General features: G+C 60.8%; 21 protein-coding genes. 6 read left to right on the top strand and 15 right to left on the bottom strand.

The window, feature by feature from the left end; all coding sequences use genetic code 11:
* Positions 1–39: 39 nt before the first annotated feature.
* From IK083_06025 to ftsE, 12 genes are all read right to left on the bottom strand, one after another.
* Positions 40–933, bottom strand: coding sequence for a hypothetical protein (locus tag IK083_06025; protein MBR4749111.1), 894 nt, complete (start codon positions 931–933; stop codon positions 40–42).
* 21 nt (positions 934–954) lie between these two features.
* On the bottom strand, positions 955–2,325 hold the full coding sequence (locus IK083_06020) for a radical SAM protein (protein ID MBR4749110.1): 1,371 nt from the start codon (positions 2,323–2,325) through the stop codon (positions 955–957).
* Between the two features lie 62 nt (positions 2,326–2,387).
* Complete coding sequence (locus IK083_06015; protein MBR4749109.1) at positions 2,388–2,528, bottom strand: hypothetical protein; 141 nt, start codon at positions 2,526–2,528, stop codon at positions 2,388–2,390.
* A gap of 61 nt (positions 2,529–2,589) precedes the next feature.
* On the bottom strand, positions 2,590–3,321 hold the full coding sequence (locus IK083_06010; GenBank protein MBR4749108.1) for a hypothetical protein: 732 nt from the start codon (positions 3,319–3,321) through the stop codon (positions 2,590–2,592).
* Between the two features lie 125 nt (positions 3,322–3,446).
* Entirely contained in the window at positions 3,447–5,090 is a 1,644-nt protein-coding gene (locus IK083_06005; protein MBR4749107.1) for a Na+/H+ antiporter NhaC family protein, read from the bottom strand.
* 31 nt (positions 5,091–5,121) lie between these two features.
* Entirely contained in the window at positions 5,122–7,605 is a 2,484-nt protein-coding gene (locus tag IK083_06000) for a hypothetical protein (protein ID MBR4749106.1), read from the bottom strand.
* Complete coding sequence (locus IK083_05995) at positions 7,602–8,540, bottom strand: bifunctional riboflavin kinase/FAD synthetase (GenBank protein ID MBR4749105.1); 939 nt, start codon at positions 8,538–8,540, stop codon at positions 7,602–7,604. The genes IK083_06000 and IK083_05995 overlap by 4 nt, the downstream gene beginning before the upstream one ends.
* On the bottom strand, positions 8,528–10,132 hold the full coding sequence (locus IK083_05990; protein ID MBR4749104.1) for a hypothetical protein: 1,605 nt from the start codon (positions 10,130–10,132) through the stop codon (positions 8,528–8,530). Before IK083_05990 ends, IK083_05995 begins: the two co-directional genes overlap by 13 nt.
* A gap of 4 nt (positions 10,133–10,136) precedes the next feature.
* A complete protein-coding gene (locus IK083_05985) occupies positions 10,137–10,931 on the bottom strand; it encodes a histidinol-phosphatase HisJ family protein (protein ID MBR4749103.1) in 795 nt (264 codons plus the stop codon).
* A gap of 3 nt (positions 10,932–10,934) precedes the next feature.
* Complete coding sequence (locus IK083_05980) at positions 10,935–12,053, bottom strand: peptidoglycan DD-metalloendopeptidase family protein (GenBank protein ID MBR4749102.1); 1,119 nt, start codon at positions 12,051–12,053, stop codon at positions 10,935–10,937.
* Positions 12,046–12,960, bottom strand: a complete 915-nt coding sequence (locus IK083_05975) for an ABC transporter permease (GenBank protein ID MBR4749101.1) — start codon at positions 12,958–12,960, stop codon at positions 12,046–12,048. Before IK083_05975 ends, IK083_05980 begins: the two co-directional genes overlap by 8 nt.
* Positions 12,953–13,636, bottom strand: a complete 684-nt coding sequence (ftsE, locus tag IK083_05970) for a cell division ATP-binding protein FtsE (GenBank protein MBR4749100.1) — start codon at positions 13,634–13,636, stop codon at positions 12,953–12,955. Before ftsE ends, IK083_05975 begins: the two co-directional genes overlap by 8 nt.
* Positions 13,637–13,755: 119 nt before the next feature.
* On the opposite strand from ftsE, the gene IK083_05965 reads away from it, so the two are divergent.
* Genes IK083_05965 through IK083_05955 form a run of 3 tightly spaced genes read left to right on the top strand, consistent with a single transcriptional unit; the run spans position 13,756 to position 15,355 of the window.
* Positions 13,756–14,628, top strand: a complete 873-nt coding sequence (locus tag IK083_05965) for a hypothetical protein (protein ID MBR4749099.1) — start codon at positions 13,756–13,758, stop codon at positions 14,626–14,628.
* Entirely contained in the window at positions 14,625–14,891 is a 267-nt protein-coding gene (locus IK083_05960) for a PqqD family protein (protein MBR4749098.1), read from the top strand. The genes IK083_05965 and IK083_05960 overlap by 4 nt, the downstream gene beginning before the upstream one ends.
* A complete protein-coding gene (locus IK083_05955) occupies positions 14,888–15,355 on the top strand; it encodes a S24/S26 family peptidase (protein MBR4749097.1) in 468 nt (155 codons plus the stop codon). The genes IK083_05960 and IK083_05955 overlap by 4 nt, the downstream gene beginning before the upstream one ends.
* Positions 15,356–15,401: 46 nt before the next feature.
* Here the strand turns inward: IK083_05955 and IK083_05950 are convergent, their stop codons facing one another.
* The 3 genes from IK083_05950 to IK083_05940 are packed head-to-tail and all read right to left on the bottom strand — an operon-like array spanning position 15,402 to position 18,463.
* Entirely contained in the window at positions 15,402–16,472 is a 1,071-nt protein-coding gene (locus IK083_05950; GenBank protein MBR4749096.1) for a tartrate dehydrogenase, read from the bottom strand.
* 2 nt (positions 16,473–16,474) lie between these two features.
* Positions 16,475–17,665: an electron transfer flavoprotein subunit alpha gene (locus tag IK083_05945; protein ID MBR4749095.1), complete on the bottom strand. Its 1,191-nt coding sequence runs from the start codon at positions 17,663–17,665 to the stop codon at positions 16,475–16,477.
* Positions 17,666–18,463: an electron transfer flavoprotein subunit beta/FixA family protein gene (locus tag IK083_05940; GenBank protein MBR4749094.1), complete on the bottom strand. Its 798-nt coding sequence runs from the start codon at positions 18,461–18,463 to the stop codon at positions 17,666–17,668.
* Between the two features lie 178 nt (positions 18,464–18,641).
* Here IK083_05940 and IK083_05935 point away from each other — a divergent pair, with 178 nt between their 5' ends.
* The 3 genes from IK083_05935 to IK083_05925 all read left to right on the top strand — a co-directional run bounded on the left by IK083_05935 (position 18,642) and on the right by IK083_05925 (position 23,026).
* On the top strand, positions 18,642–21,629 hold the full coding sequence (locus IK083_05935; protein ID MBR4749093.1) for an alpha-mannosidase: 2,988 nt from the start codon (positions 18,642–18,644) through the stop codon (positions 21,627–21,629).
* Between the two features lie 173 nt (positions 21,630–21,802).
* Positions 21,803–22,417, top strand: coding sequence for a sigma-70 family RNA polymerase sigma factor (locus tag IK083_05930; protein MBR4749092.1), 615 nt, complete (start codon positions 21,803–21,805; stop codon positions 22,415–22,417).
* A gap of 15 nt (positions 22,418–22,432) precedes the next feature.
* Positions 22,433–23,026: a zf-HC2 domain-containing protein gene (locus IK083_05925; GenBank protein ID MBR4749091.1), complete on the top strand. Its 594-nt coding sequence runs from the start codon at positions 22,433–22,435 to the stop codon at positions 23,024–23,026.
* The last annotated feature ends 12 nt before the right edge of the window (positions 23,027–23,038 follow it).

Below are 23,038 nucleotides of genomic sequence, written 5' to 3'. Positions count from 1 at the left end.
TCGCTGTGGTCCCGCCGCTTGCTGCGGGAGCATGATCGGTCACCTGGCGCCGAAAAGCCTTTTGAGCCTGCCTGTTATCCTTGCCCCCAGGCTTCTGCGGCGGCGGACCTGCGCATTGGCGATATACAGCACTCCGCCCCTGATGGCTATAGCCAGATCCCGGCGGCTCTTGCAGAGCACTGTCCCTTCCGCCGGGGCCCGGTCGTCACGCTGGCAAAAGGCCTGAGCGGAGGCGTATCTTTCCCCTGTGCCGGGGACTATGATATCTCCGTAGCCGAAGGCCCGTATTTTCAGCCGGGCCTCCTCGGGAGTGTCATGGACGTTTATCCGGGCGCTTTCCTGAGGCAGCCGTTTCAGGTAAACGCCTTCCCCCTGAGGCCGGGCATTCTGCCACAGGGTCTCCGGGTCCTCCAGCCATTCCCGGAGCAGCTCCGGGGCCGTGATAACGCTTTTCAGGACCAGAGTCTGATGGGTCTCCCCGGGGTCCAGGGGAAAAGACTGCTGCAGCAGTATGTCCCCGGCGTCAAACCGGTCCGTGAGCCGGTGGAGAGTGACCCCGCTGTCCCGGTGGCCCTCCAGAATGATATGGGGGAAGGGCCAGGGGCCTCTGCCCATGGGCAGCAGGGTGGGGTGCAGGTTGACTCCCCTGCGGTCCCCTATGGGTATCTTCCACCGATAGCAGGCGGAGACCACGTAGTCGCAGCCCCGGCGGTCAAACAGCTCCTCCATATCCCTTTCGCTTATGGGCCGAAATGAAATGGGTATGCGCCGCTCCAGGGCCAGGGCCTGCACTTCCTCGCAGCCTTTTATTTCGCAAAAGATATGCAGGACCTCCGCCCTGCCGCTGTCCAGCAGGAGCCTGAGGCAGCCGGCGAAGAGGTCGCAGCCGCAATAGGCTATCCTGACGGGCCTTGGTTCTCTGTGGTCAGTCATGAGCGTCACCTTTTATTGTCCTCATTCATCGGAGGGGGAGCCGCAGGGCCTGTCCTCTGCCGTGTCCCGGGCGTCCGATATGCTCCTCACGCTGAGCTTCAGGCTCCGGATAAGATGCCTCTTTGTCAGTCCGAAACAGTCGTAGTCCCTGACGGGGCACCCGGTAAAGGGGGTGCACTCCGGCAGCAGGGGACAGCTGCGGCATTTGTCCGGCGCCGGCTCCGGCCGGGACAGGCGGTCAAACAGGGCCCGGTCGGTGACCCCCTCCCACACGTTGCCGAAGGAGGTGCCGGGGAGGCACATCTCGCAGGAATAGAGCAGGCCGTCCGGAGCGATGAGCACACTGCGGCCCGTGTTGTCCGCCATACAGTTGAACGTCTTGAACCGATGGAGCCTGCGGTTGTAGTCCGGCAGGAAGCCATAGCGTTCTATGAGGCTGTCTGCCTCGAAGATCCTGTCCCAGACCTCCCGGGCTTCCGGCCGGGCCCGCTCCTCGTTGAGCACGCAAAAATAGATCTTCACCCCTGTCTTGTCCGGTATCAGGTCCGACAGCTCCCGGAGAAACTCCGGTATGGAGGCCGCGTTCCCCCTGTCCGTATTGATCCTCAGGGTCACTCTGACTCCCCGGGCCGCCAGCGCTGCCGCGCTGCGGGGCACGGCGCGATAGTAGTCCCGGTAGCGGGGGTAAGCCTTGCGGCGGATATATTCCTCCTCCGGGCCGTCCAGGGCTATCTGGATGCTCTCCAGGCGCCAGTCCCGGACCAGCCTGTCCGCCAGCTCCTCCGTGATGAGAGAGCCGTTGGAGGTCATGGCGGAGTGATATTCCAGGCCTTCCTCCCGGAGCCTTTGGCAGATGCGGTCTATGATATCCGGCCGCAGCAGGGGCTCTCCCCCGAACCAGTGGAGCCTGACCGGGGCGCTTCGCCGGGCGTGTTGCAGGATGTAGGCTGCAGTATGGTCCGCGGTGTCCGGGGACATGGACGTCTCCTCCCGCCCCGCTTCGTAGCAGTAGACGCAGCGGGCGTTGCACTTCAGGGTGGGGAGGATGGTGCAGCCGGTGAGCCCCTCGGGCCTGTCCAGGGCCCTCAGTATCCGCAGGAGACCCTCGTAGGTCTTGTACTCGTCCGCGTCCTCCGGCACCAGAAACCGGTTCTCCGCCAGATAACTGAGGTCCTTGTTCCCGGCTATCTCTTCGGCTGCAAACCGCCGGTCTCCCGGCTCAAGGCCGCAGGCCAGGCACTCCCGGGTGAGAAAGCTGCAGAGGTACCCGGCGCCCCCTTCCTCAAAGGAAAGGGCGTATTGGGACCATCTGTAGGTCCTGCCGGGGCGCAGAGGCGCGGCCCGCAGTACCGAGAGGACCTGTGGGTCCTGCTTCCATATTTGGCGCATCACTAAACGGTTCGCTGCGTATGACGGCGTCATACGCAGCGAGAACGCAAATTTTCGGCAGCAGCTTAGCCGTTGCTGTCCATGACGGCAGAAGCGTCATAGCAGGCAGACTGGTCGTCGTTGCCGCCGTGGCCTCCCGGAAAGACCGTCTGAACGTCTTCCGCAACTTCTTCTACTTCCATGATCGGCTCTTCATACTTTTCCATGAAAAACTCCTCCTCTTAAAATTCGCGAATTTTACGATACACGGAGCGGCGCCGCTCCGTATTATACGTATTTATTGAGCCCCTCCAGGCATCTGAGGGCCGCGTCCTCCCGCAGGTTGTTCATATTCAGGCGGAAAAAGGGGACCCTTTCCGCCAGGGCCTTTTTCAGGGGCAGGGACCCGGCCATGACCCGGGGGTCCTTCATGCCGAAGGCCTGGGAATGCAGCACCGAAAAGGCCCTTTTGGGGTCCATGGGCTCCAGGGTGTTGTCCTCGCCTCTTTTCAGGCAGACTATGGCCTTCAGGGGCGCCCGGCCGGGACAGCCCAGGCCGTGCTTGCCCATCCAGGGGGTGCCGAATATCTCGACTCCCTCCCGGGATATGCGGAGCAGGGGCTTGTCGTCGTTCAGCATGCGGACCCTGTCTCCAAAGGTCTCCCGCCACAGCCGGGCGTGGGTGCTTTTGCCCGTCCCGGAAGGGGCGGTGAACACGTAGCCCTGCCCGTCCAGAGTCAGGGCGGAGCCGTGGAGCAGCAGGACGCCGTAGTCCATCAGTCTCCTGCAAAGGCACAGGAGCAGGGCCAGACTTTCGGCTTCTTCCTCACGCCGGGGGGCCGCCGCAGGCTGGCTCCCGAGAGCGAGAGCCGTATCCTCCGGCAGGGCCTCTGCCGTGATAAGGGGCTCCCGGTCCGTCCGGTAGTCCTCCAGTCGCTCCGCGTTGGAGGCGAACCGGCATCTGACTAACACCGGTATGCCTGCGATCTCCGCCGTCAATGAGTATGGTGCTTTTTCCAAGGTGTCTCCCGCGCGCCGGCTATACATTTTTCCAGGGATATGACTCTATCGGCAGAAATTGGTTCCCTCGTCGGAGCGGCAAACGGCATGATTCGTGAAACTACTTGCATGCCGCCTCTTTTCCGTCAGCTGCGGGCGGCTCTCTCTCTCCGCCGTATCACCAATACCGCTGCCGCCGCCAGCAGCAGGGCCAGCAGGGTGCCCGCAAGGGGCAGGGCGCCGCCGCTGTGATAGGCGATGATGCCGGCTGCCAGATAGCCTGCCAGACTCACTGCGGCTCCCGTGAGGGCGTAGGGCAGCTGGGTGGTCACGTGGTTGATGTGGTTGCACCTCGCTCCCGCCGAAGACATGATGGTGGTGTCGGACACAGGAGAGCAGTGGTCGCCGCACACGGCGCCTGCCAGACAGGCTGATATGGATATGACGAACATCTGAGAGTCGGCGGGGAACACGGCGCAGACTATGGGTATCAGAATGGTAAAGGTGCCCCAGCTGGTGCCTGTGGAAAAGGCCAGGAACACGGACACAGCAAATATCACCGCCGGCACGAACATCTGCAGGGCGGAGGCGGAGGCCTCCACGGCCTCGTGGACAAAGTCGCCCGCTCCCAGAAGTCCGGTGACGCCGGACAGGTTCCAGGCAAGGACCAGTATGATCATGGGGGCGCACATGCTGCGGAAGCCGGCGGGAAAGGAGGACATGAAGTCCTTGAAGCTGACGCACTGCCGGTTCATATACATCCAGAAGGTAAAGAGTATGGCTCCCACGCTGCCCATGACCAGACCCCGGGCCGAATCGGCGTCCGCAAAGGAGTTCACTATGCCGGCCCCCTGAAAGAGCCCTCCCGTGTAGGCTATGCCCAGTATGCAGAAGGCCACCAGCACTATGACCGGCGCCGTCAGATCGGACAGGCGGCCCTTGTCGGAGACTATCTTCTTCTCATTTTCTTCGTAGTATTCCTCTCCGGTGGTCCACAGGTCGCCCTTGCGGGCGTTGTCCTCGTGCTTCTTCATGGGGCCGTAGTCCGTCCGGGTGAGGATCACCAGCAGCAGCAAAAGCATGGTGGCCAGAGCGTACATGTTGTAGGGGATGGTCTGGATGAACATCCTGAAGCCGTTGATGTGATACTGCTCGGGCACGGAATAGCTGACAGCCGCTGCCCAGCAGGAGATGGGAGCGATGATGCATATGGGGGCGGCGGTGCTGTCCAGTATGTAGGCCAGCTTGGCCCGGCTGACCCTGTGGGCGTCGGTGACGGGGCGCATGATGGACCCCACTGACATACAGTTGAAGCCGTCGTCCACGAATATGAGGATGCCCATGAGCATGGTGGCCAGCTGGGCTCCCACGGGGGACTTGATATGCTTTTGGGCCCATTCACCGAAGGCCCGGGCGCCTCCCGCCCTGTTGATGAGCACCACAAAGGTGCCCAGCAGTATGACGAACACCAGCACCCCTGCGTGGGATATGTCCGTGAGATTGGGCACCAGTCCCGCCTCTTCGTGATACAGCATGACGGAGAAGGCCGCCTCCGGGTCTCCGCCGGAATACATCAGGGCGCCTACCGTGATGCCGGCGAAAAGGGCGCTGTACACCTCCTTGGTGATGAGGGCCAGGGTAATGGCCACCAGGGGTGGCACCAGAGAGAGAAAGGTGCCGTAGCAGGCGGGGGAATACCCCTCCGGCAGGGGCCCACGGGAATTCATGGCCGCCGCGGCCAGAATGAGGATAAAGGCTGCCGCCGTCAGATTGGCCAGCAGTTTTTTCATGGTATATGTTTTGCTCATGTAGATGCGCTCCTTAAGGCCGCTCCGTTTTGCGGACGCGGTCCTGCTCGTTCCAGTATTCAAATTCCAGAGTGTAGGTCTTGCCCTTTTTGTATGCGCCGAGATCTATCTCGCAGACCACGTATTCGTTGGCTCCTGCCGGGTCCGTGCAGGTGACCTGTCCCTTCTCCCGGCAGGTGAGGGTAAAGCCCCTGTTCATCAGGGGGTTGTCGTCGATGCCGGCGCCCTTGCCCGGGTTGCGGTTGAAGACGTCCAGCTTCACCTTGTCCGAAGCAAAGGTGAAAGTCACGGTCTCCTTGTTCTCTTCGGACCAGGCAAAGGTCTCTCTGCCCAGAGTGGCAAACACGTTCCGCTCCTGTCCCGCGGTCCGGGGGTCGGGCACTCCTTCGGGAGTGTCCAAAGGCGCCATATCCCAGCCCTGATGGAAGTAAGGGCACAGACGGAAACGGGCGGGCAGGCCTTCGGCGTCGTCACCCTCTGCCGAAACGGTGATGATGTGCCTGGGCCCCTTGATGGTGTGGACGTATTTTACTCTGACGTCCGCGCCGGGGACGGGGCTCACCTGCTCCTTGGTCCAGGTGACCTCGTCGTCGGAAATGCGGCGCACCCGGCTGAATTCGCCGGGGACGAACATGTAGTCCCTGTAGTCGTCACCCAGATAGAAGGTAAAGGCCCTTTCGCTGCATTCCTTCGCTTTGTAGGAGGGGAAATACTCGCTGCCGTTGACGTCCGTCAGAGGCTTGGAGGGGCTCCAGAAAATGGCGTTGCCCGTGGTGGAGGCGTAGTGGCCGGTCTTGACCTCCGGCCCGGGGTATTTGGCCGGGTCCGCAAAGGTGTAGCCGCCTCTCAGCAGGTTGGGGGTCCTGCAGCCGTAGGCTATGACCAGCTCGGGAGCCAGCCTGTTGTCCGAATCGGTGATCTGAAAATATTTGGTCTCGGCGTGGACCAGATGGCCGTTGCCCTCTATGACCAGTCCGTCCCGGTCCTCCCGGTTGGCCAGAGTGTCCTCCAGCAGGTATATCATGGCCGGAGCCTCGGGGCAGGGCCATTTTTCCCCATACCACCGGACAAAATCCCGGCAGGTGGTGATCTTCCAGCCCCGTCTCAGGAACATATCCACCAGGTCCAGGCTGTTGGAGAGGCATTCGTCCCACACGGCGCCGGTCTGCACCTCCGGGGTGAACCAGCAGGTCTCTATGGTGACGGAGAGATACAGGAAGGGGGTCCTCCCGGCCTCAAGATTTTTCTCCAGCTGGCTGCATTCCGTGTTCCACCAGCCGCCCTGAGTGTCCTTGCGGACCAGCTGTCCTACCCGCCACTGTCCCGGCTTGGATGGCTCTCCCGTGTGCCAGCACTGGGGTATGGGAAAACGGTCGTAGTTGTGCCAGGGAGTGCGGGTGCCCCAGCTGAGCTCCAGCACCGCCGAATGCTTGTCCAGCTCCCGGTTCACCCGGGCGGTGGCCAGAGGGTTGGCGGAGTCCCACTGCACGTAGTAGGGCATGATGGGAGCTCCTTCCCAATTGTGGGGTATGTCCCAGAACTCCGCCAGGGAGTTGCCCTCCACGCAGCTGTTGACCTCGGCGGTGATGCCCTTTTCGTTCTGGAGCACCTCATATTCCGGGTCGCAGTCGGCGAAGAGCTGGCCCCCCACGGTGGTGATCTCCGAGGGGTCCATGTCCAGCCAGGCGGCTATCTTGTCTGCCTGCCACGCATACTCGCAGCAGATCTCGTGGCCGTCGGCGTAAAGCCCCTTCCAGAACTCTTTGCTTTCCGGGATGGTCTCCGGCTCGGAGCCGTTCAGCAGGATGGTGAAGCGGGCCCTGTAATAGCTGCCCCGCTCTTTGGCGCCCCGTATAAAGGCCTGCATGCCCTTATAGCCGTAGGGCCCCTGATCGTGGAGGAGATAGGTGACGTATTTGTCGCCCCGGGCCGCCGCCGCAGGCCGGCGGGGGTCCGACTCATAGGCCCTGAGGCCGTAAAGGATAGGGCCGGCGTTCGGGGATTCCTCCGGGTTGCCGTCTATACGGGCCATAAAATACCTGAAGCCCCGGGCGCTCACCCTGCCCGCCGCCACCATATGCTCCGCCGGGTCCAGGAATTTGTACACTCCTCCGGGAGGGGTCCACTCATAGAGAGTGGTCCAGGGGTCCTCCGGAGCCTTTTTGCCGCATATCTCAAAACGGCCCGCCTTGCGGTTGGTGGAGGGTATGTCGCAATTGGCGCATATCTCCACCCAGCCTATATCCGCCGGGCCCCTGGTCTGCCAGCTGATGAAGTATCGGTCCTCGGAGTTCCGGTCAAATATGACCAGGTTGTCCCTGTTGTAGAACATGCCCGTCTTGTCCGTAAACACGTTGTCTATCCTGTGGCCCTCCAGGTCCAGGATGGGGCTGTAGTCTCCTATGACCACGTTGTCCCGGGACCACAGGTTGGCGAGCTCTGCCGCAGAGGGCAATGCCGTAAGGGCGAAGAGCAATATGATGAGTAAGAGCTTCATTTTTCTGCGTACCGTTCTCCGGCGGCTCTCACCGCCTCCAGGTCTTTTCTCAGTCTCTCTATAAGGGCTTCGGGGGATTCGAATTCCATCTCGTCCCGTATCTTCCCGAGGAAGGCAAAGGACATGTCCCTGCCGTAGAGATTGCCCTCCCAGTCCACAAAATGGGCTTCGATGCTGACGTCATGGATGCCGAAGGTGGGCCTGACGCCCACGTTGCAGCCGCCGAAATAGGGGCGGCCGTCTATCTCGCTTTTGACCAGATAGACTCCGTTGCCCGGCAGCAGCTGCCCCTGAGCGGCCGCCAGATTGGCGGTGGGGTAGCCCAGCTTGGTGCCTATCCTGTAGCCGGTGGCAATGGTGCCCCTGATGGTAAAGGGGCTGCCCAGAAAGGCGGCGGCGTCCTCCATGCGGCCGGACTGGACCGCAGCCCTGATGCGGGTGCTGGACACGGGGCCTCCCTTGATGCGCAGGGGGGCTATGATGCTCACGGCGATGCCGTATTCCTGACCGTATTTTTTCAGGGTGTCGCCGTTGCCCTGCCGGTCTCTGCCAAAGCGGAAATTGTTGCCGGCCACCACCGAGGCCGCCGAAAGCCGTTCCTTCAGCACGAACCACATGAAGTCCTCGGGCAGCAGGTTGGCCACCTCTCCGTTGAAGTGCACCGCCGCCACGGTATCCACTCCCAGGGCCAGCAGATTGTCCACCTTTTGAGGGAAGGTGTTGATCAGAAGGGGGGCTCTGGAGGGGGCCACGGTCTTCAGGGGGTGCTTGTCAAAGGTCAGAGCCACGGTCTGCAGACCGTCCTTCTTCTGGCTGAGGCACTCCCCGATGATCTTTTTGTGCCCCTTGTGGACTCCGTCAAAAAAGCCCATGGCGCAGACAGTGGGGCCCGAGGGCTTTTGGCCGTAATAGGTGATCCTGATCATTTCCGCCACTTGTTTTCCACCTCGTATATGAGCACCTCGCCGGGCAGGAACACTGCCTTGATGACGCCGCTGTCGGCGGTCTTGTCCAGATCGTTGACTATCTCCTTTACCGTGACCTTTGCCATGGGCAGGGTGAATATGGTGACCACCGCGGGCTGGGAGGTGGGGCGGGTGTTCCTGCAGACTATGTAGTATTTGTCGTCTTCGTCGCCGCCAAAGCGTTCCACTGTGACCGCCGGGTTGTTGGTGGATGCGCCGGGGACCCGCTGCCAGGGCAGGGCGCCGATCTGTTCGGCCAGAGCCCCATAGCGCCTCACTGCGGCGGAGGCTTCTCCGGCGGGAGCGGTGATGAAGCCCAGAGCCAGAGCCCGGGCCGCCGCTTCTTCATCGTCGGGCCGGTCCGGCACGTAATACACCGGGCGCCTGCCTGCCATGACTCTCACAAAGAGCAGCTCCCGGTCCGAGAGCCGGTCAAGACTGCCTCTGACCGTCCGGTAGGAGGAGTTGTCAACGAGGGATATACGCGAGGGCTCTATGGAGTCAGGGGAGCCTGAGGCCGCCTCAAAAGAGGACTTGTGAGAGCTCACGTAGTAGTCCAGGGCTTCCCGCATGCCCCATTCGCAGGGGTGTTCCGACAGGTCCAGGGCAAAGCCGGCGCGGCCTGCCTCAGCCGGGAACACCGCATACATGGAGCCCAGAGCGCCGTTGTAGCTCAGATTGGCGCCGGCGGCCTCCGGTCCCGGCTCCAGAGCCAGGGCCAGACCCATGTCTTCCTTGCTGCTGAACATGAAGGCCAGAGGGAGAAAATATCCGGCGTCCCGGGGGCGCTCCTGCAGCTCCTGCAGGAGGCCGTCGGCCGCTGTGACCGTGTTCAGGCTGTCCATCCAGCCCCAGGGAGAGGACGCCGACGCTCCCACGGGTACGTGCAGGGCCACGGTCTCCGCCGCGCAGGGCCTGGCGGGGTCCAGAGGGCCCAGAGTCCCCCGGATGCGGAGATGCTGCCCCATGGAGGTCACCTCGAGAGTGACCAGAGCGTTGATCTCCGGCGCCGAAAAGCGCAGGTCGTCTCCCGTCTCGGCGGAGTCCAGCTTGTAAAGGCCTCCCGGCGCCTGACAGAGCAGGCCGGATTCGCCGTGAAAATACCGTCTCCTGAAATCTGCGTTCAGGGTGAGGCTGCCGTTTTTAAGTACTCCCAGGCCCAGCCGTCCGTCGGAGGTCTTCCACACCTTGTCCGGCTTGGCCTGCTCCTTTTTGACGGAGGGCTTGGAGTAGATGCTCCCGTTGTAGACCATGAGGTTTTCCTGCTGGAGGCGCTCTATGGTGACCCCTGCCTCCGCCGTGACGCCTGAGAGGTTGGCGTAGGGGATGAAATAGCACTCGTCCCTGAAAAAGAGCTGCCGGCTGCCCTTTTTCCCGTCGGGGTATTCGTAAGTCAGCAGGCCGCTGTAAAGGCCGGGACGGGATATCCTGTAGGCCCGTCCGGCTGTCATGGCGCCGTCAAAGCCGGGCTCGGCGTCGGCGCTGCCCGCGGGGGCCAGCAGGCTGCCGAAGCAGGCGGCGGAGAATATGAGCAGCAAGAGCGAAAGCAGTGTGGTTTTCATAGTGTCACCCGAGGTCGTAGAAATGGGGCTGTCTGTCAGCGTAGGTGCAGAGCCGGCGGAAGCCCAGACTCCGGAGCAGGCTGCAAGCCTCGTCGTATCGGAGGGCCAGATGGTCGGGCCTGTGGCAGTCGGAGCCAAAGGTGATGAGCTCGCCTCCCAGCTCCCTGTAGAGGGCCAGGATGTCCCGGTGGGGATAAAAATCCCCGGGGTCCTGCCGGGTGCCGGCGGAATTGATCTCCAGGGCCATGCCCCGGGCTATGAGCTCCCGCAGGCACTCTTCGATGAGGTCCATATAGGGGGCCGGGTCAAAGCTGCCGTAAAAGCGGCTGCCCCAGCGCTTGATAAGGTCAAAGTGGGCGACGCAGTCAAAGAGCCCGGTCCTGATGGCCTCCAGCTCGGTCTCGAAATAGCGGGAGTAGGCCTCCCGTTCGGACTTGCCTGCAAAATATTCGTCGTGGTGAAAGACCACCAGGTTGTCCACGTAGTGAGCGGAGCCCATGACGAAGTCAAAGCCGCACCGGGCGATGACCTCCTCGATCTGCCGTCTGTATTGGGGCTGGTAGTCTATCTCGCAGCCCAGCCGGCAGCAGATGCCCCGGGAGGCCATATATGCGCCGTTTTGCCTGTGGACTGCCGGGTCAAAGGCGCCGTAGCAGGTGTCCTCCGGATTGAAATCCACGTGCTCGGTGATGCAGATCTCATCCAGGCCCAGGCGCAGGACCGCGTCTGCCAGAGCCTCCCGGCTCTGGGTGTTGTCTCCGGAGAGAGCCGTGTGTATGTGATAGTCCGTCTTTTTCATGTCTTACAGGGGGTTCACGGGCTTGCCGTTGACCCTTTTTTCAAAATGACAGTGAGGCCCGGTGGAGTAGCCCGTGCTGCCTACCTTGGCTATGACCTGCCCCTTGCTGACCTTTTGTCCCTTTTTGACCAGCACTCTGGAGCAGTGCCCGTACAGAGTGGATATGCCTCCACCGTGCTGCAGTATGACGGCGTTGCCGTAGGCTCCCGCCCAGCCGGCGGATATGACCACTCCCGCGGCGGAGGCCCGGATGGGGGTGCCCGTGGGAGCCGCTATATCCACTCCGGTGTGGAGCTTGGTGCGCTTTCTGATGGGGTGGAACCTCATGCCGAACTTGCTGGAGATGCGGCCGGAGACCGGCAGGGGGAGCTTGCCCTTGATCTGGGGGCCGGAATAGTAGTAGCTCTTGCCCTTCTGGCTGCGGAGATAGGCCTGTATCTTTTTTTCGATGCGGTTGGACTCCTGCTCCATGGCCCGGAGGGCCAGCTCCAGCTGATGCTTGTCGTTCTCTATCTTCTGGACGGCGTCCCTCTTTTGCTTGGAGACCCGGGCCACCTTGTTGCGCTCGCCTATGAGCTGCTGCTCAGTGGAGCGCAGCTGCAGGATGACCGCTTCCTTTTTGGCCTTCTCGGCGATGATGTTGTTGCGCTCTGTCTTTATCTCCCGGATAAGGTGAGCGTCGTATTCGATCATCTTTTTGATGTAGTAGGTGTGGGTGACGAAGTCCCACATATCCGTGGTGCCCAGAAACACGTTCAGATAGTCTATGTCGCCGCCCTCGTAGATGTCTATGATGCGCCTGCGGAGCAGCTTTTCCCGCCGGTCCAGATTGCGCTGGGCTATGGCCAGCCGGGAGTTGATGGCGTCCAGCTCGGCCTTTTCCTGAGCCACCTTCAGCTGGCTCTTGGCCACTCTGGACTGAGCCTTTTCCAGCTCCTTGTCCTGCTCCCGCAGCCGGGAGACGGCGGCGCTCTTTTCGATCTTTTTCTGCTTTATCTGCCCCGACAGCTTGTGGATCTTGCCCTCCACCCTCTTCAGCTGACTGTTCAGGGTGTCGGCCGACAAGGGAGAGGCGGCAAGACAGACTATCAGCGCCAATAAAACCCACAGGCGTCTATCCATCTGCCGGATCCTTTTGGGTGGCGTATTTGGTGATGAAGCGGTTCAGGGCGCTGATGCTGCCGCAGGCTCCTATGACTATGCCGCACAGGAGCATGCCCCAGAACACGGTGCCCGCGGGCATGGGAGACTGCAGCATCTCGGTCATCTTCAAAAAGGTCCGCAGGTTCGAGGATATGAGATTGTTGCCCACTATGATCACCAGGGCTCCCACTATGGCGCCGCAGGCGCCGAAGAACATGCCCTCATACACAAAGGGAGACCGGATGAAGGCCGAGGTGGCCCCCACCAGCTGCATGGTCTGTATCTCCAGCCGCCGGGCGTAGATGGAGAGCTTGATGGCGTTGCCTATGATGGCGGCGCACACGAAGAACAGCACTATGGCGCCTATGATGCCGGTCCACTTGATGACCTTGGAGATGGCCAGTATCCTGGCGTAGAACTCCTGCCGCTCAAACACGGCGTCTATGTTGCCCATCTTCCGGATGGCTTCGGCCACCTTGACAGTGTCCTCGGAGGACCCGGGCTGCACGGACATGGCGTAGGGCAGGGTGTCGTTGGGGAGGCCGCCCGCGTCCAGATAGGAGTGCTTGATCTTGAAGTTCTCCCACTCCCGGTCCTTTTGCTTGAGGGTCACCTTTGCCACTCCCGGCAGGTCTTCTATTTTGGCTGCCAGGGCCTTGGCGTCCTCCAGAGTGGCGTCCGCCTTCATGAACACGCTGATCTCAAATCTGTCCACCTGCCCCTTGGTGTAGTTGGCGGCCGCTACGCTCACCATCACAAAGGACCACAGGATGCACAGGGTAAAGGCAGCGGTGCTGACCACCGCCAGACCCGAATAACCGTTGCGCCGGATGCTTTCCAGAGCCTCCGTCAGGGAATACTCGATGAGCCGCAGGGTCTTATTCATCGTAAGCGCCCTCCTTTTCGTCCCTGATGATCTTGCCCTTTTCCAGCTGGATCACTCTCTTGCGCATGGTGTTGACTATGTTTTTGTCATGGGTGGCTATGATCATGGTCATGCCCGTCTCCCTGTTGATGATGTCCAGTATCTCCATGATCTCCATGCTGGTGGTGGGGTCCAGATTGCCGGTGGGTTCGTCGGCGATGAGGATCCTGGGCTTGTTGACCAGGGCCCGGGCTATGGCCGCCCGCTGCTGCTCGCCTCCGGACAGCTCCCTGGGAAAAGCGTCCGGCTTTGAGGCAAGGCCCACAAAGTCCAGTATCTCCGATATGAGTCCGCCGATCTCCCGGCGGTCTCTGCCCACGGACCTCAGGACAAAGGCCAGGTTTTCCCACAGGTTCTTGGTGGGGAGCAGCTTGTAGTCCTGAAAGACTATGCCCAGCTGCTGCCGCAGCATGGGGATCTGCTTTTCCCTGAGCCTGCCTATGTTGATGTTGTCCAGATATATGGCGCCGAAAGAGGGATTTACCTGCTTGTAAATGGTTTTGAGCAAAGTGGATTTGCCGCTGCCGGTAGAGCCTATCAGAAATACAAACTCTCCCTTTGCGATCTCAAAGGATATATTGTTCAGAGCGGGGATGCCGTTTTCGTATTCCACGCTGACGTCTTCAAATTTGATCATAACTGTCACCTGTTTCTAAATAATATTATACTATAACACGGAGCTTGTTTTCAAGGCAGATTGCCAAGGGGGGCCGGGTGTGCTATAATAAAAATAGCCCGCAAAGGAGGCTTTGTATAGTGCTGAAGTTGAGGAGCGCAGGTCTGAATATCGCGCTGGACTTGCTGCACCGGGATTTCTTCCGGGAGCGTTTTGAGGAGTTTTGCCGGGATTTTGACGGCAGGCCCGACTTTTGCTGTGTGTCCCATCTGGTGAAGGAGATCCCCGTTCCCGAAGGCTCTGCGGTGAAGACAAGCCCCACCAGGACAGTGTTTTATTCGCCGGGGCTCGTCACTGTGCTGGGCTGTGACAAGAGCGGCGGCAGGGTGTTTGCCTGGTCGCTGACCGACGACGCCTCGGAGATGCATCTGTATTTTCTGGAGGATCACACCTACAGGCTGCTGACCCGCACCGGTATGGAATACGGTCACAGCTTCCTGGGCTTTGCGGACAGGCTCGTGCTGGCCGGCATGCTGGCCCTTCACGGAGCCGCCATCAGCTATAAGGGCAGGGGCATCATTTTCTGCGCCCGCCCCGGAGTGGGCAAGTCCACTCAGGCTGCCCTGTGGAAGGATCTGTGGCCCGAAGAAACGGTGCGCATCAACGAAGACAGGCCCGTCTTGAGCTTTGAGGACGGCGGCGCTACGCTGCGGGGCATTCCCTGGAGCGGCTCGGTGCCCATAAATCTGAATACGAGCGTGCCCTTCGGAGCTCTGGTCCTGATACGCAGAGGGACTGCGCCGGGGATCGAAAGGCTGAAACCGGCCGGGGTCTTCAGGCCCATATACCGGGAGCTGTGCGTTTCCCACGTCAACAGGCAGGCTGCCGAAAAGGTGTATGACCTGCTGGGCCTTCTGCTGGAAAGAACGCCGGTATATATGCTGGACTGCACAATGGATATACAAACGCCGCTTCTCCTGAGAGAAGCGCTTGCAAAGGACGGGATAATATGAGGATCAAGGACGGATATATGCTGAAAAAGGTGGCCGGTGAGAACCTGCTCATCAATACCGGGCCCGCGTCTGCCGATTTCAGCAAGGTGATCAAGCTCAACGATACGGCCGCCTGGATGTGGCAGCAGATAGCCGACGGCAATTCGCCGGAGGAAACGGCGCAGCTGGCGGCGGAGAAGTATTCCATAGACATCGAAAAAGCGCGGCAGGACGTGGGCGGCTTCGCAGCGGAGCTGGTCAAAAACGGCCTTGCCGAGCCATGACAGTCGATCTGGACACCCTGTATCCCGTGATGGAAGAGTATCTCCGGCAGGGCAAGGAAGTGACCTTTACCATCACCGGCAGGAGCATGGCGCCTACCCTGCGGCACGGCCGGGACCAGGTGACCGTCACAAAGCCCTCCGGGCCCCTGAAAAAGGGGGATCTGCCTCTTTACAGACGGGATAACGGCAAGTTCATACTGCACAGGGTGGTAGGCGTCAGCGGCGGCGAATACATGATGTGCGGCGACGGACAGGCGGCCTGCGAGCGCGGCATTACGGACGGCAACATACTGGCCGTGGCCGTGGGCATCGTCAGAAACGGCAAAAAAATACCGGTCTCTTCTCCGGGCTACAGGCTCTGGGTGTCACTCTGGATCGGTCTGCTGCCGGTCAGGAGATATCTGCTCCGCATCATCAGGCTCATGCGGCCGGAGCTGTTTGTCATAGACCGGGACGGGAAGTAAAAAATGCCGGCAGACATATTCGGTCTGCCGGCTTTTTGCGTCCGTGTTATCTGGCTGCCAGTATCTTTTCCGCCACGTAGTCGCCCATTTCCCGGGTGCCGGCACTGCCGCCTATATCCCGGGTGAGCACCCTGCGCTCCTTCAGCACGTCCACCACGGTGTTTTCCATGAGCCTGAAGGCTTCCCTGTGACCGAAGTGATCCAGCATCATGGCTCCCGAACGGATGGCCGCTATGGGATTGGCAATGTTTTTGCCGGCTATGTCGGGGGCGGATCCGTGGACCGGCTCAAACATGGAGGGATACCGTTTTTCGGGATTGACGTTGCCCGAGGGGGCCAGGCCTATGGAGCCGGTGACGGCTCCCGCCAGGTCGGAGATGATGTCGCCGAACATATTGGAGGCCACCACCGTGTCGTAAAACTCCGGCTTCTGCACCAGTCCCATGCAGAGGGCGTCTATGTAGCACTTGTCCACGGTGATGCCGGGATATTCTCCCCTTATCTCCTCCAGCACGTCGTCCCAGAAGGTCATGCCGAACTTCAGGGCGTTGGACTTGGTGGCCAGAGTCAGATGGCCGCCCCGCCGGGCCGCCACGCCGAAGCCGTAGCGCAGGATGCGCTCCACTCCCTTGCGGGTGTGTATGTTGGTCTGTATGGCCACTTCGTCGGCGGTGCCGGGCTTGAAGCGGCCGCCGCAATTGATGTATTCGCCCTCGGAGTTTTCCCGGACGCAGTAGATGTCTATATCCCCGTAGTCCTTGCCCTCCAGGCAGCTTTTGATGCCGGGCATGAGGGTGGCGGGCCTGAGGCCTATATACTGGTCAAAGGTCTGGCGCATCTCTATGAGGGGGGTCACCGCTATCCTGTCGGGGATATTGGCGGGGTCGCCCACGGCGCCCAGCAGTATGCAGTCAAAGCCCTCCAGAGTCCTGAGATAGCCCTCGGGGGTGATCCGGCCTGTCTTTTTCCAATAACGGCTGCCCCAGTCGAACTCGGTGAATTCAAATGCAAAGTCTCCGAATACTTCCTGACAGGCCTGCAGGGCCTTGACGGCTTCCCGGGTGACCTCTATTCCGATGCCGTCTCCGGCATATACAGCGATGTGGTATGTGTTCATGATCAGGCGCCTCTCATGGATTTGATCTTCTTGATGAGCAAGGGCAGTATCTCCAGGCAGTCGCCCACGAAGCCGTAGTCGGCATACTGGAATATGGGAGCGTCCTTGTCCTTGTTGATGGCTATGATGGTGTCCGAGGAGGACATGCCCGCCAGGTGCTGCACCGCGCCGGAAATGCCGCAGGCTATATACAGCTTGGGGCATACGGTCTTGCCGGTCTGGCCCACCTGATGGGGATAGGGTATCCAGCCCGCGTCAACGGCGGCTCTGCTGGCCCCCACGGCGGCTCCTATCTCGCCGGCCAGCTCCTTCAGGATGTCAAAGTTTTCGGGAGAGCCCAGACCGCGTCCGCCGGATATGATGATGTTGGCGTCCGTCAGATTGACCGTTTCGCCCACGTTTTCTATGAATTCGAGTATCTCGCTCCTGCTGGAGAGCAGGGGCTCGCTCACAGGCATGGAGACTATCTCCGCCTCGCCGGACTCCCGCTTGGGAGAGACGGGAAATACCTTGTGCCGCACGGTGGCCATCTGGGGCCTGGAGTATTCGCAGGTGATGGTGGCCATGATGTTGCCGCCGTAGGCGGGGCGGGTCTGGAGCAGCAGGCCTTCGTCGCTGATCTCCAGTCCGGTGCAGTCTGCCGTGAGACCCGTGTACAGGCTGATGGCCACGCCGCTCATGAAGGAACGGCCGGTGGTGGTGGCTCCCGCCAGCAGGATCTCAGGCTTTTCGGCGCGCACCGCGTCGGTGAGGATGCGGGAATAGCGCTCGGCGTCATAGTCTTTCAGCAGGGGATGGTCATATACCAGCACCCGGTCCACGGGATATGCCGCCAGCTCTTTGGCAGCGGCCTCCATACGGTCGCCCAGCAGGACCACGCTGAGGCTGCAGCCCCTCTTGTCTGCCAGCCTGCGGCCGGCTCCTATGAGCTCAAACACCACCTCGGCGACCCTGCCGCCTCTCTGTTCGCCGAACACCCATACGCCCTTGTAGGCGGAAAGGTCTTCGGCCGCCTGCTTCGAGATCTCTATGGACATGGCCTCAAAGCGGCAGGCGGACACGCAGGAGGAACACAGGGTGCACTTGTCCTGATCCACGACGGCCTTTTTGTCCTGCAGGGACAAGGCAGCCGAGGGACAGGCCTTGATACACAGGCCGCAGCCCTTGCACAGCTCGGGATCTATCCTTAACATTTATATCACCTCCATGGATGACAGAGTGTCAAACAGCTTGTCTGCCAGCTCTTCCGTGTCGCCTTCGTATTTGTCGCCTCCGGTCCTGGAGGGGGGAGTCATGATCTTTACCACCCGGGTGGGGGAGCCTGCCAGACCCAGCTTGTCCGGGTCCGCCTGCAGATCCGCAGCGGTCCACACGTCGAACACTGCTTTTTTGCTGGCCATCCTGCCCCTCAGGGAAGGAGTGCGGGGCTCGTTGATCTCCTTGACCACCGTGACCACGCAGGGCAGCTGCAGACGGCACACCTCGTAGCCGTCCTCCACCAGGCGCCGGACCGTCATGTGGCGGTCGTCTATCTCCCTGATCTCTGCCAGATAGCTGGCCTGGGCCCAGGAGAGATGGGTGGCGATGCCGGGGCCCACCTGGCCCGTGTCGCCGTCTATGGCCTGCTGGCCGCAGATGACCAGGTCCGCCTCCAGCCTCTTGCAGGCCAGGGAAAGGGCAAAGGAGGTGCACCAGGTGTCCGCGCCGGCAAAGGCCCGGTCGCAGAGCAGGACGCCCTTGTCGGCGCCCAGGCTGATGGCCTCCCGGAGGGCCGAGTCCGCCTGGGGAGGCCCCATGGTGACCACTGTCACCGCGGTCTCGGCGCCTTCTTTGGCTCTCTGTTCCTTGATCCGCACCGCCTCTTCCAGAGCGTAGAGATCAAAGGGGTTGATCTGAGTCTCCACCCCTTCTCTGACCAGGGTGTTGGTCTCGGGGTTGATCCTGACCTCGGTGGTCCCGGGGACTTGTTTGATACAGACTGCTATATTCAATGAAGCTTACCTCTCGATCGTCGGTATATATATAATTATACCAAAAACAGAGGGTCAAAATCAAATTGAGCTCTCTTCTTCACTCCGCCCAAAAAGCCTGCGCAAACTCTGCCCGGGTGTGCTATAATAAGGTGGCAGTCCCTTTGCTGCCGCAAGTTTGTATATCAAGGAGAGCATTATGCCCGCCACTGTAAATCTGATGCAGCGAGCCAACCGGCAGCTGCTGAATACACTGCACCAAAAGGCCTACCGGGTCGTAGGCGAGCCTCTGGGCATAGAGGTCTATCGTTCCGCGGAGCCCCTGAGCTTTGAGGAGAGGACCCGGGGAGAAAGACTGGTCCTCCGCAAGGGCGACAGCTGGGGCAAGCTGTTTGACTGCGGCTGGTTTCATTTCACCGGGCAGGTCCCCGCTGAGGCCGCCGGCTGCGACGTGGTCCTGCTCATAGACGTGAGCGGCGAGGGCTGCGTGGTGGACCGGGACGGAGTCCCTCAGATGGGCATCACCAACAAGGCCTCGGATTTTGACAGGAGCCACGGGGAGCCCGGCAAGAGGGTGTATCCCATGTTTTTGCCCGCCTCCGGCGGCGAAACGGTGGACCTGTGGATGGACGCGGGTCTCAACGACCTGTTTGGCCGGGTCCACGACAACGGCGCCATACTGGAGGCGGATATAGCCATCCGCAACAACACGCTGCTGGCCCTGTATTATGACGTGGAGGTGCTGGAGGAGCTGAGCCGGGTGCTGCCTCAGAACAGAGCCCGGGCCTGCTATATCAGGGAGACCCTGTATGAGGTGGCCACCCGGATGACCGAGTTCACCGAGGAGGAGGCCCTGTGGGCCAGGGAGACCCTGAAGCCCTGTCTGGAAGCCAAAGGCGGCGACACTGCCCTGACCCTGTCGGCCATAGGCCACTCGCATCTGGACCTGGCCTGGCTGTGGCCCGTGCGCGAGACCAAGCGCAAGGGGGCCCGCACCTTTGCCACGGTGCTCCACTACATGGACCTCTATCCCGACTTTCAGTTCGTGCAGAGCCAGGCCCAGCTCTATGACTGGATCAGGAAGGAGCATCCCGCCCTGTATGCCAAAGTGAAGGCGAGAGCCGCGGAAAAGAGATGGGAGCCCAACGGCTCCATGTGGGTGGAGCCCGACTGCAACATGCCCTCCGGCGAATCCTTCGTGCGGCAGTTCCTGTACGGCCAGAGATTTTTCAGAGACGAATTCGGCAAATACTGCGACGTGTGCTTCCTGCCGGACACCTTCGGCTATTCCGCCGCTCTGCCCCAGATACTCAGGGGCGTGGGGGTCAGATACTTTACCACCCAGAAGATGAGCTGGAACTCTGTGAACAGATTTCCCTATCAGTCCTTTGTCTGGCAGGGGCTTGACGGCAGCCGGGTGCTGGCCCATATGCTGCCGGAGCAGAACTATCTGTCCTCGGCTATGCCCAGAGCCATCAAGATGAACGAGGAAAACTATTATGAAAAGGGCAAGTCGTCCCACGCCCTCATGCTGTTTGGCATAGGCGACGGCGGCGGCGGTCCCGGCGAGGAGCACCTGGAGAGGATCAAGCGCCAGCTCAATATGCCGGAGCAGATACCCATCGTGCAGGAGACCACCTCGGACTTCTTTGCCAAGCTGGCCCGCGAGGAGGACCGGCTGCCCTGCTGGACCGGGGAAATGTATCTGGAATACCATCAGGGGACTCTGACCACCCAGGCCAGAAACAAGAAGTGGAACCGCAGGATGGAGCTCTCCCTGAGAGACGCCGAGCTCCTGGGCGTCATGGCCGAGACCCTGGCCGGGACGGCCTATCCCGCCGGGGAGCTGGAGGAGATATGGAAGGAGACCCTGCTCTATCAGTTCCACGACATACTGCCCGGCAGCTCCATAGGCAGAGTGTATGACGAATCCCGGGCCCGATACGAGATAATGGACGGCCGTCTGGCCGACATCAAACGGGAGAGGCTGCGCTCCATAGGCTCCCGCATAGACACCTCCGGCTGCAAAAAGCCGGTGGCGGCGGTGAACACCCTGTCCTTTGACAGGAGCGCTCTGGTGAAGCGCGGCGGAGAGTGGCTGAGGGTGTCCGCCCCCGCTCTGGGGTGGCGCATCCAGGAGGCCCGGCCCGCCGACTACGCCGCTCCCTCCGCCTCCGACAGCTGTCTGGAGAACGAGCTCGTCAGAGTGGAGCTGAACCCCGGGGGCTCCCTGACCATATACGACAAGGAAGCAGGCAGATACGCCACCGGCGAAGCGGCCCGGCTCATAGTCCACGAGGACTCCAACGACGCCTGGGATATGTATCACGACTATGACAGACGCAAGTCCTACTATCCCGAGCTGACGGAGAGCGCCGTATATACCGACGGTCCCACCGCCGTGTGCCGGCAGACCTACCGTTTCAACGAGTCCGTCATCACCAGGACCATCACGGTCACTGCGGGCAGCAAGCGGGTGGACATATCCGCCCGGGCGGACTGGAAGGAAAATATGAAGATGCTCAGGAGCCTGACGGAGATCAGTGTGCACACGGACCACGCCAGGTCCGAGATACAGTTCGGCAACATCAAGCGGCCCAATCATCTCAATACCAGCTGGGATACGGCCCGGTTTGAGACCTGCGCCCACAAGTGGATAGATATGAGCGACCGCAGCTACGGCGTCAGCATCATCAACGACTGCAAATACGGGCACAGGGCTCTGGGCAACACCGTCAGCCTGAACCTGCTGAGGGCCACCACCTATCCGGACACGGCGGCAGACAGAGCCGTCCACACCTGGTCCTACGCCCTGTATCCCCACAGGGGAGACTATGCGGAGGGCGACGTGGTCCGGGAGGCCTACGGCTTCAACGTCCCTCTGCAGGTGTACGATATGGACGTCCATGAGGGCGCGCTGCCGGCGGAGCAGTCCTTTGCCGTCACCTCCTCGCCGGCGGTGCTCATAGATACGGTCAAGAAGGCGGAGGACGGAGACGGCATCGTGATACGTATGTACGAATCCTGCGAGACCTCCGGAGCCTTTACCCTGAAGCCCGGATTCGGCTTCAAAAAGGCCTGGCTGTGCGACCTGCTGGAAAGACCTGTGGAAGAGCTGGAGGTCACCGGCGGCGCCGTGGCCCTGACGGCCTCGCCCTTCAAAGTGATCAGCGTCCTCTTCAAATGACCGCTCGGCGGAGCGGCCCCGCCGCTCCGCCCCTTTGCCCCCGGCTCCTGTCCGGAGCCGGAAAACGCCTTTTTGCGCCCCTTCCCGGGGGACAAGAAACTTTTTCCCCCGTATCTGCGTATAATATAGTGAGAACACGCCGCGCAGCGGCAAATACTTACGGAGGTCCTGATATGACAAATCAAAACATCCTCTCTATGAGAAGAGTTGACTCTGTTGCCACCGAAAAAGAAAAGCAGCAGCAGTTTGCCGAGCTGGTAGAGATTTATCGTGACAAGGCCTTTGCAGTAGCTTACAACATGACGCTTCAGAACAGAGACGAGGCCGAGGATCTGGTGCAGGAAGCCTTTCTGAGAGCCTATCGTTTCTTCGATAAATACGACCCCCAAAAGCCTTTTGACAACTGGCTGCTGACCATAATGAGGAACATCCAGATAGACAAGGTCCGGAGAAATCCCGGCTTTACCGTGAAGTCTGTGGATGACGACACTTATGACAGCGGAGGGGAGAGATACAACTTTGCCGACGAAGATCAGCCGACCGTAGAGGACAACGCCATCAGCAACGATTATTCCGAAAAGGTCATGGCAGTGGTCAACACCATGCCCGAGCATTTCAGGACCATGGTGCTGCTGGCAGACGCCGAGGGCCTGAGCTATGAGGAGATAGCCGAGGTCACCCGGACCAACGTGGGCACGGTCCGCAGCCGCATCCACAGAGGCAGAAAGCTGCTCAGGGAAAAGCTGGTCAAGGCCGGTCTGGACAAAGATGTTCCCGACAACGTGTGATTGTGAGGCAGTAACATGATGGATTGTCACAGAGTCAAGAACCTGCTGAACGCCTACATAGACAGAGAGCTGGACCCCAGGACCGAGACCGCAGTCAGGACTCACCTGGTGGACTGCGATAAGTGCTATCACGAATATCTGTCCTTTGTGAGCGTCAAGGCTGCTGTGGCCAACGTCAAAGAGGCGCAGCCCAGCGAAGCGTTTTGCAACAGGCTGAAGGGCCTGTTTGAGGATGACGAAGCACTGCAGGAGGAGCTGAAACGCGTCAAATGCATATGCCGTCACAGGCATGCCTTTGACCTCTCGGTTTTCCGGCGTCACTCCACCGCTTTTATCGCGGTGGCGGCGGTGGCCCTGGCGGCCGCCTGCGCAGGAGCCATGTCCGCAGGGATCACTGCGGGACGCAGCGCTCCCGGAAGGGCGGTATATACCATGAGCTGTTCTCCGGAGGCGGAGCTGCCGGAGATAGCGCTGAGACGCGCGGGACTGACAGCGGTAAAGGCGGAAAACGGCGAGACGAGATACAGAATGCGCGAGAGGCTGCTGATGCAGTCGGGGGTATCCTCGGATACATACAAGCTATATTGCGTGGCATACAGAAGCCGTTGAGAGACGGCTTCT

The sequence above is a fragment of the Abditibacteriota bacterium genome (assembly GCA_017552965.1).
Taxonomy (GTDB): domain Bacteria; phylum Armatimonadota; class UBA5829; order UBA5829; family UBA5829; genus RGIG7931.
The sequence above is the reverse complement of the archived record's forward strand: the minus strand, read 5'-3'. Positions and strand labels throughout refer to the sequence as shown.

Excerpts from the sequence above, each read along its gene's own strand:
- ftsE (MBR4749100.1), bottom strand. The coding sequence starts at position 13,636 with ATGATCAAATTTGAAGACGTCAGCGTGGAATACGAAAACGGCATCCCC.
- IK083_06005 (MBR4749107.1), bottom strand. The coding sequence starts at position 5,090 with ATGAAAAAACTGCTGGCCAATCTGACGGCGGCAGCCTTTATCCTCATT.
- IK083_06025 (MBR4749111.1), bottom strand. The coding sequence starts at position 933 with ATGACTGACCACAGAGAACCAAGGCCCGTCAGGATAGCCTATTGCGGC.
- IK083_05990 (MBR4749104.1), bottom strand. The coding sequence starts at position 10,132 with ATGAAAACCACACTGCTTTCGCTCTTGCTGCTCATATTCTCCGCCGCC.
- IK083_05950 (MBR4749096.1), bottom strand. The coding sequence starts at position 16,472 with ATGAACACATACCACATCGCTGTATATGCCGGAGACGGCATCGGAATA.
- IK083_06015 (MBR4749109.1), bottom strand. The coding sequence starts at position 2,528 with ATGGAAAAGTATGAAGAGCCGATCATGGAAGTAGAAGAAGTTGCGGAA.
- IK083_05985 (MBR4749103.1), bottom strand. The coding sequence starts at position 10,931 with ATGAAAAAGACGGACTATCACATACACACGGCTCTCTCCGGAGACAAC.
- IK083_06000 (MBR4749106.1), bottom strand. The coding sequence starts at position 7,605 with ATGAAGCTCTTACTCATCATATTGCTCTTCGCCCTTACGGCATTGCCC.
- IK083_05925 (MBR4749091.1), top strand. The coding sequence starts at position 22,433 with ATGATGGATTGTCACAGAGTCAAGAACCTGCTGAACGCCTACATAGAC.
- IK083_05945 (MBR4749095.1), bottom strand. The coding sequence starts at position 17,665 with ATGTTAAGGATAGATCCCGAGCTGTGCAAGGGCTGCGGCCTGTGTATC.
- IK083_05930 (MBR4749092.1), top strand. The coding sequence starts at position 21,803 with ATGACAAATCAAAACATCCTCTCTATGAGAAGAGTTGACTCTGTTGCC.
- IK083_05980 (MBR4749102.1), bottom strand. The coding sequence starts at position 12,053 with ATGGATAGACGCCTGTGGGTTTTATTGGCGCTGATAGTCTGTCTTGCC.
- IK083_05960 (MBR4749098.1), top strand. The coding sequence starts at position 14,625 with ATGAGGATCAAGGACGGATATATGCTGAAAAAGGTGGCCGGTGAGAAC.
- IK083_05975 (MBR4749101.1), bottom strand. The coding sequence starts at position 12,960 with ATGAATAAGACCCTGCGGCTCATCGAGTATTCCCTGACGGAGGCTCTG.
- IK083_05935 (MBR4749093.1), top strand. The coding sequence starts at position 18,642 with ATGCCCGCCACTGTAAATCTGATGCAGCGAGCCAACCGGCAGCTGCTG.
- IK083_05955 (MBR4749097.1), top strand. The coding sequence starts at position 14,888 with ATGACAGTCGATCTGGACACCCTGTATCCCGTGATGGAAGAGTATCTC.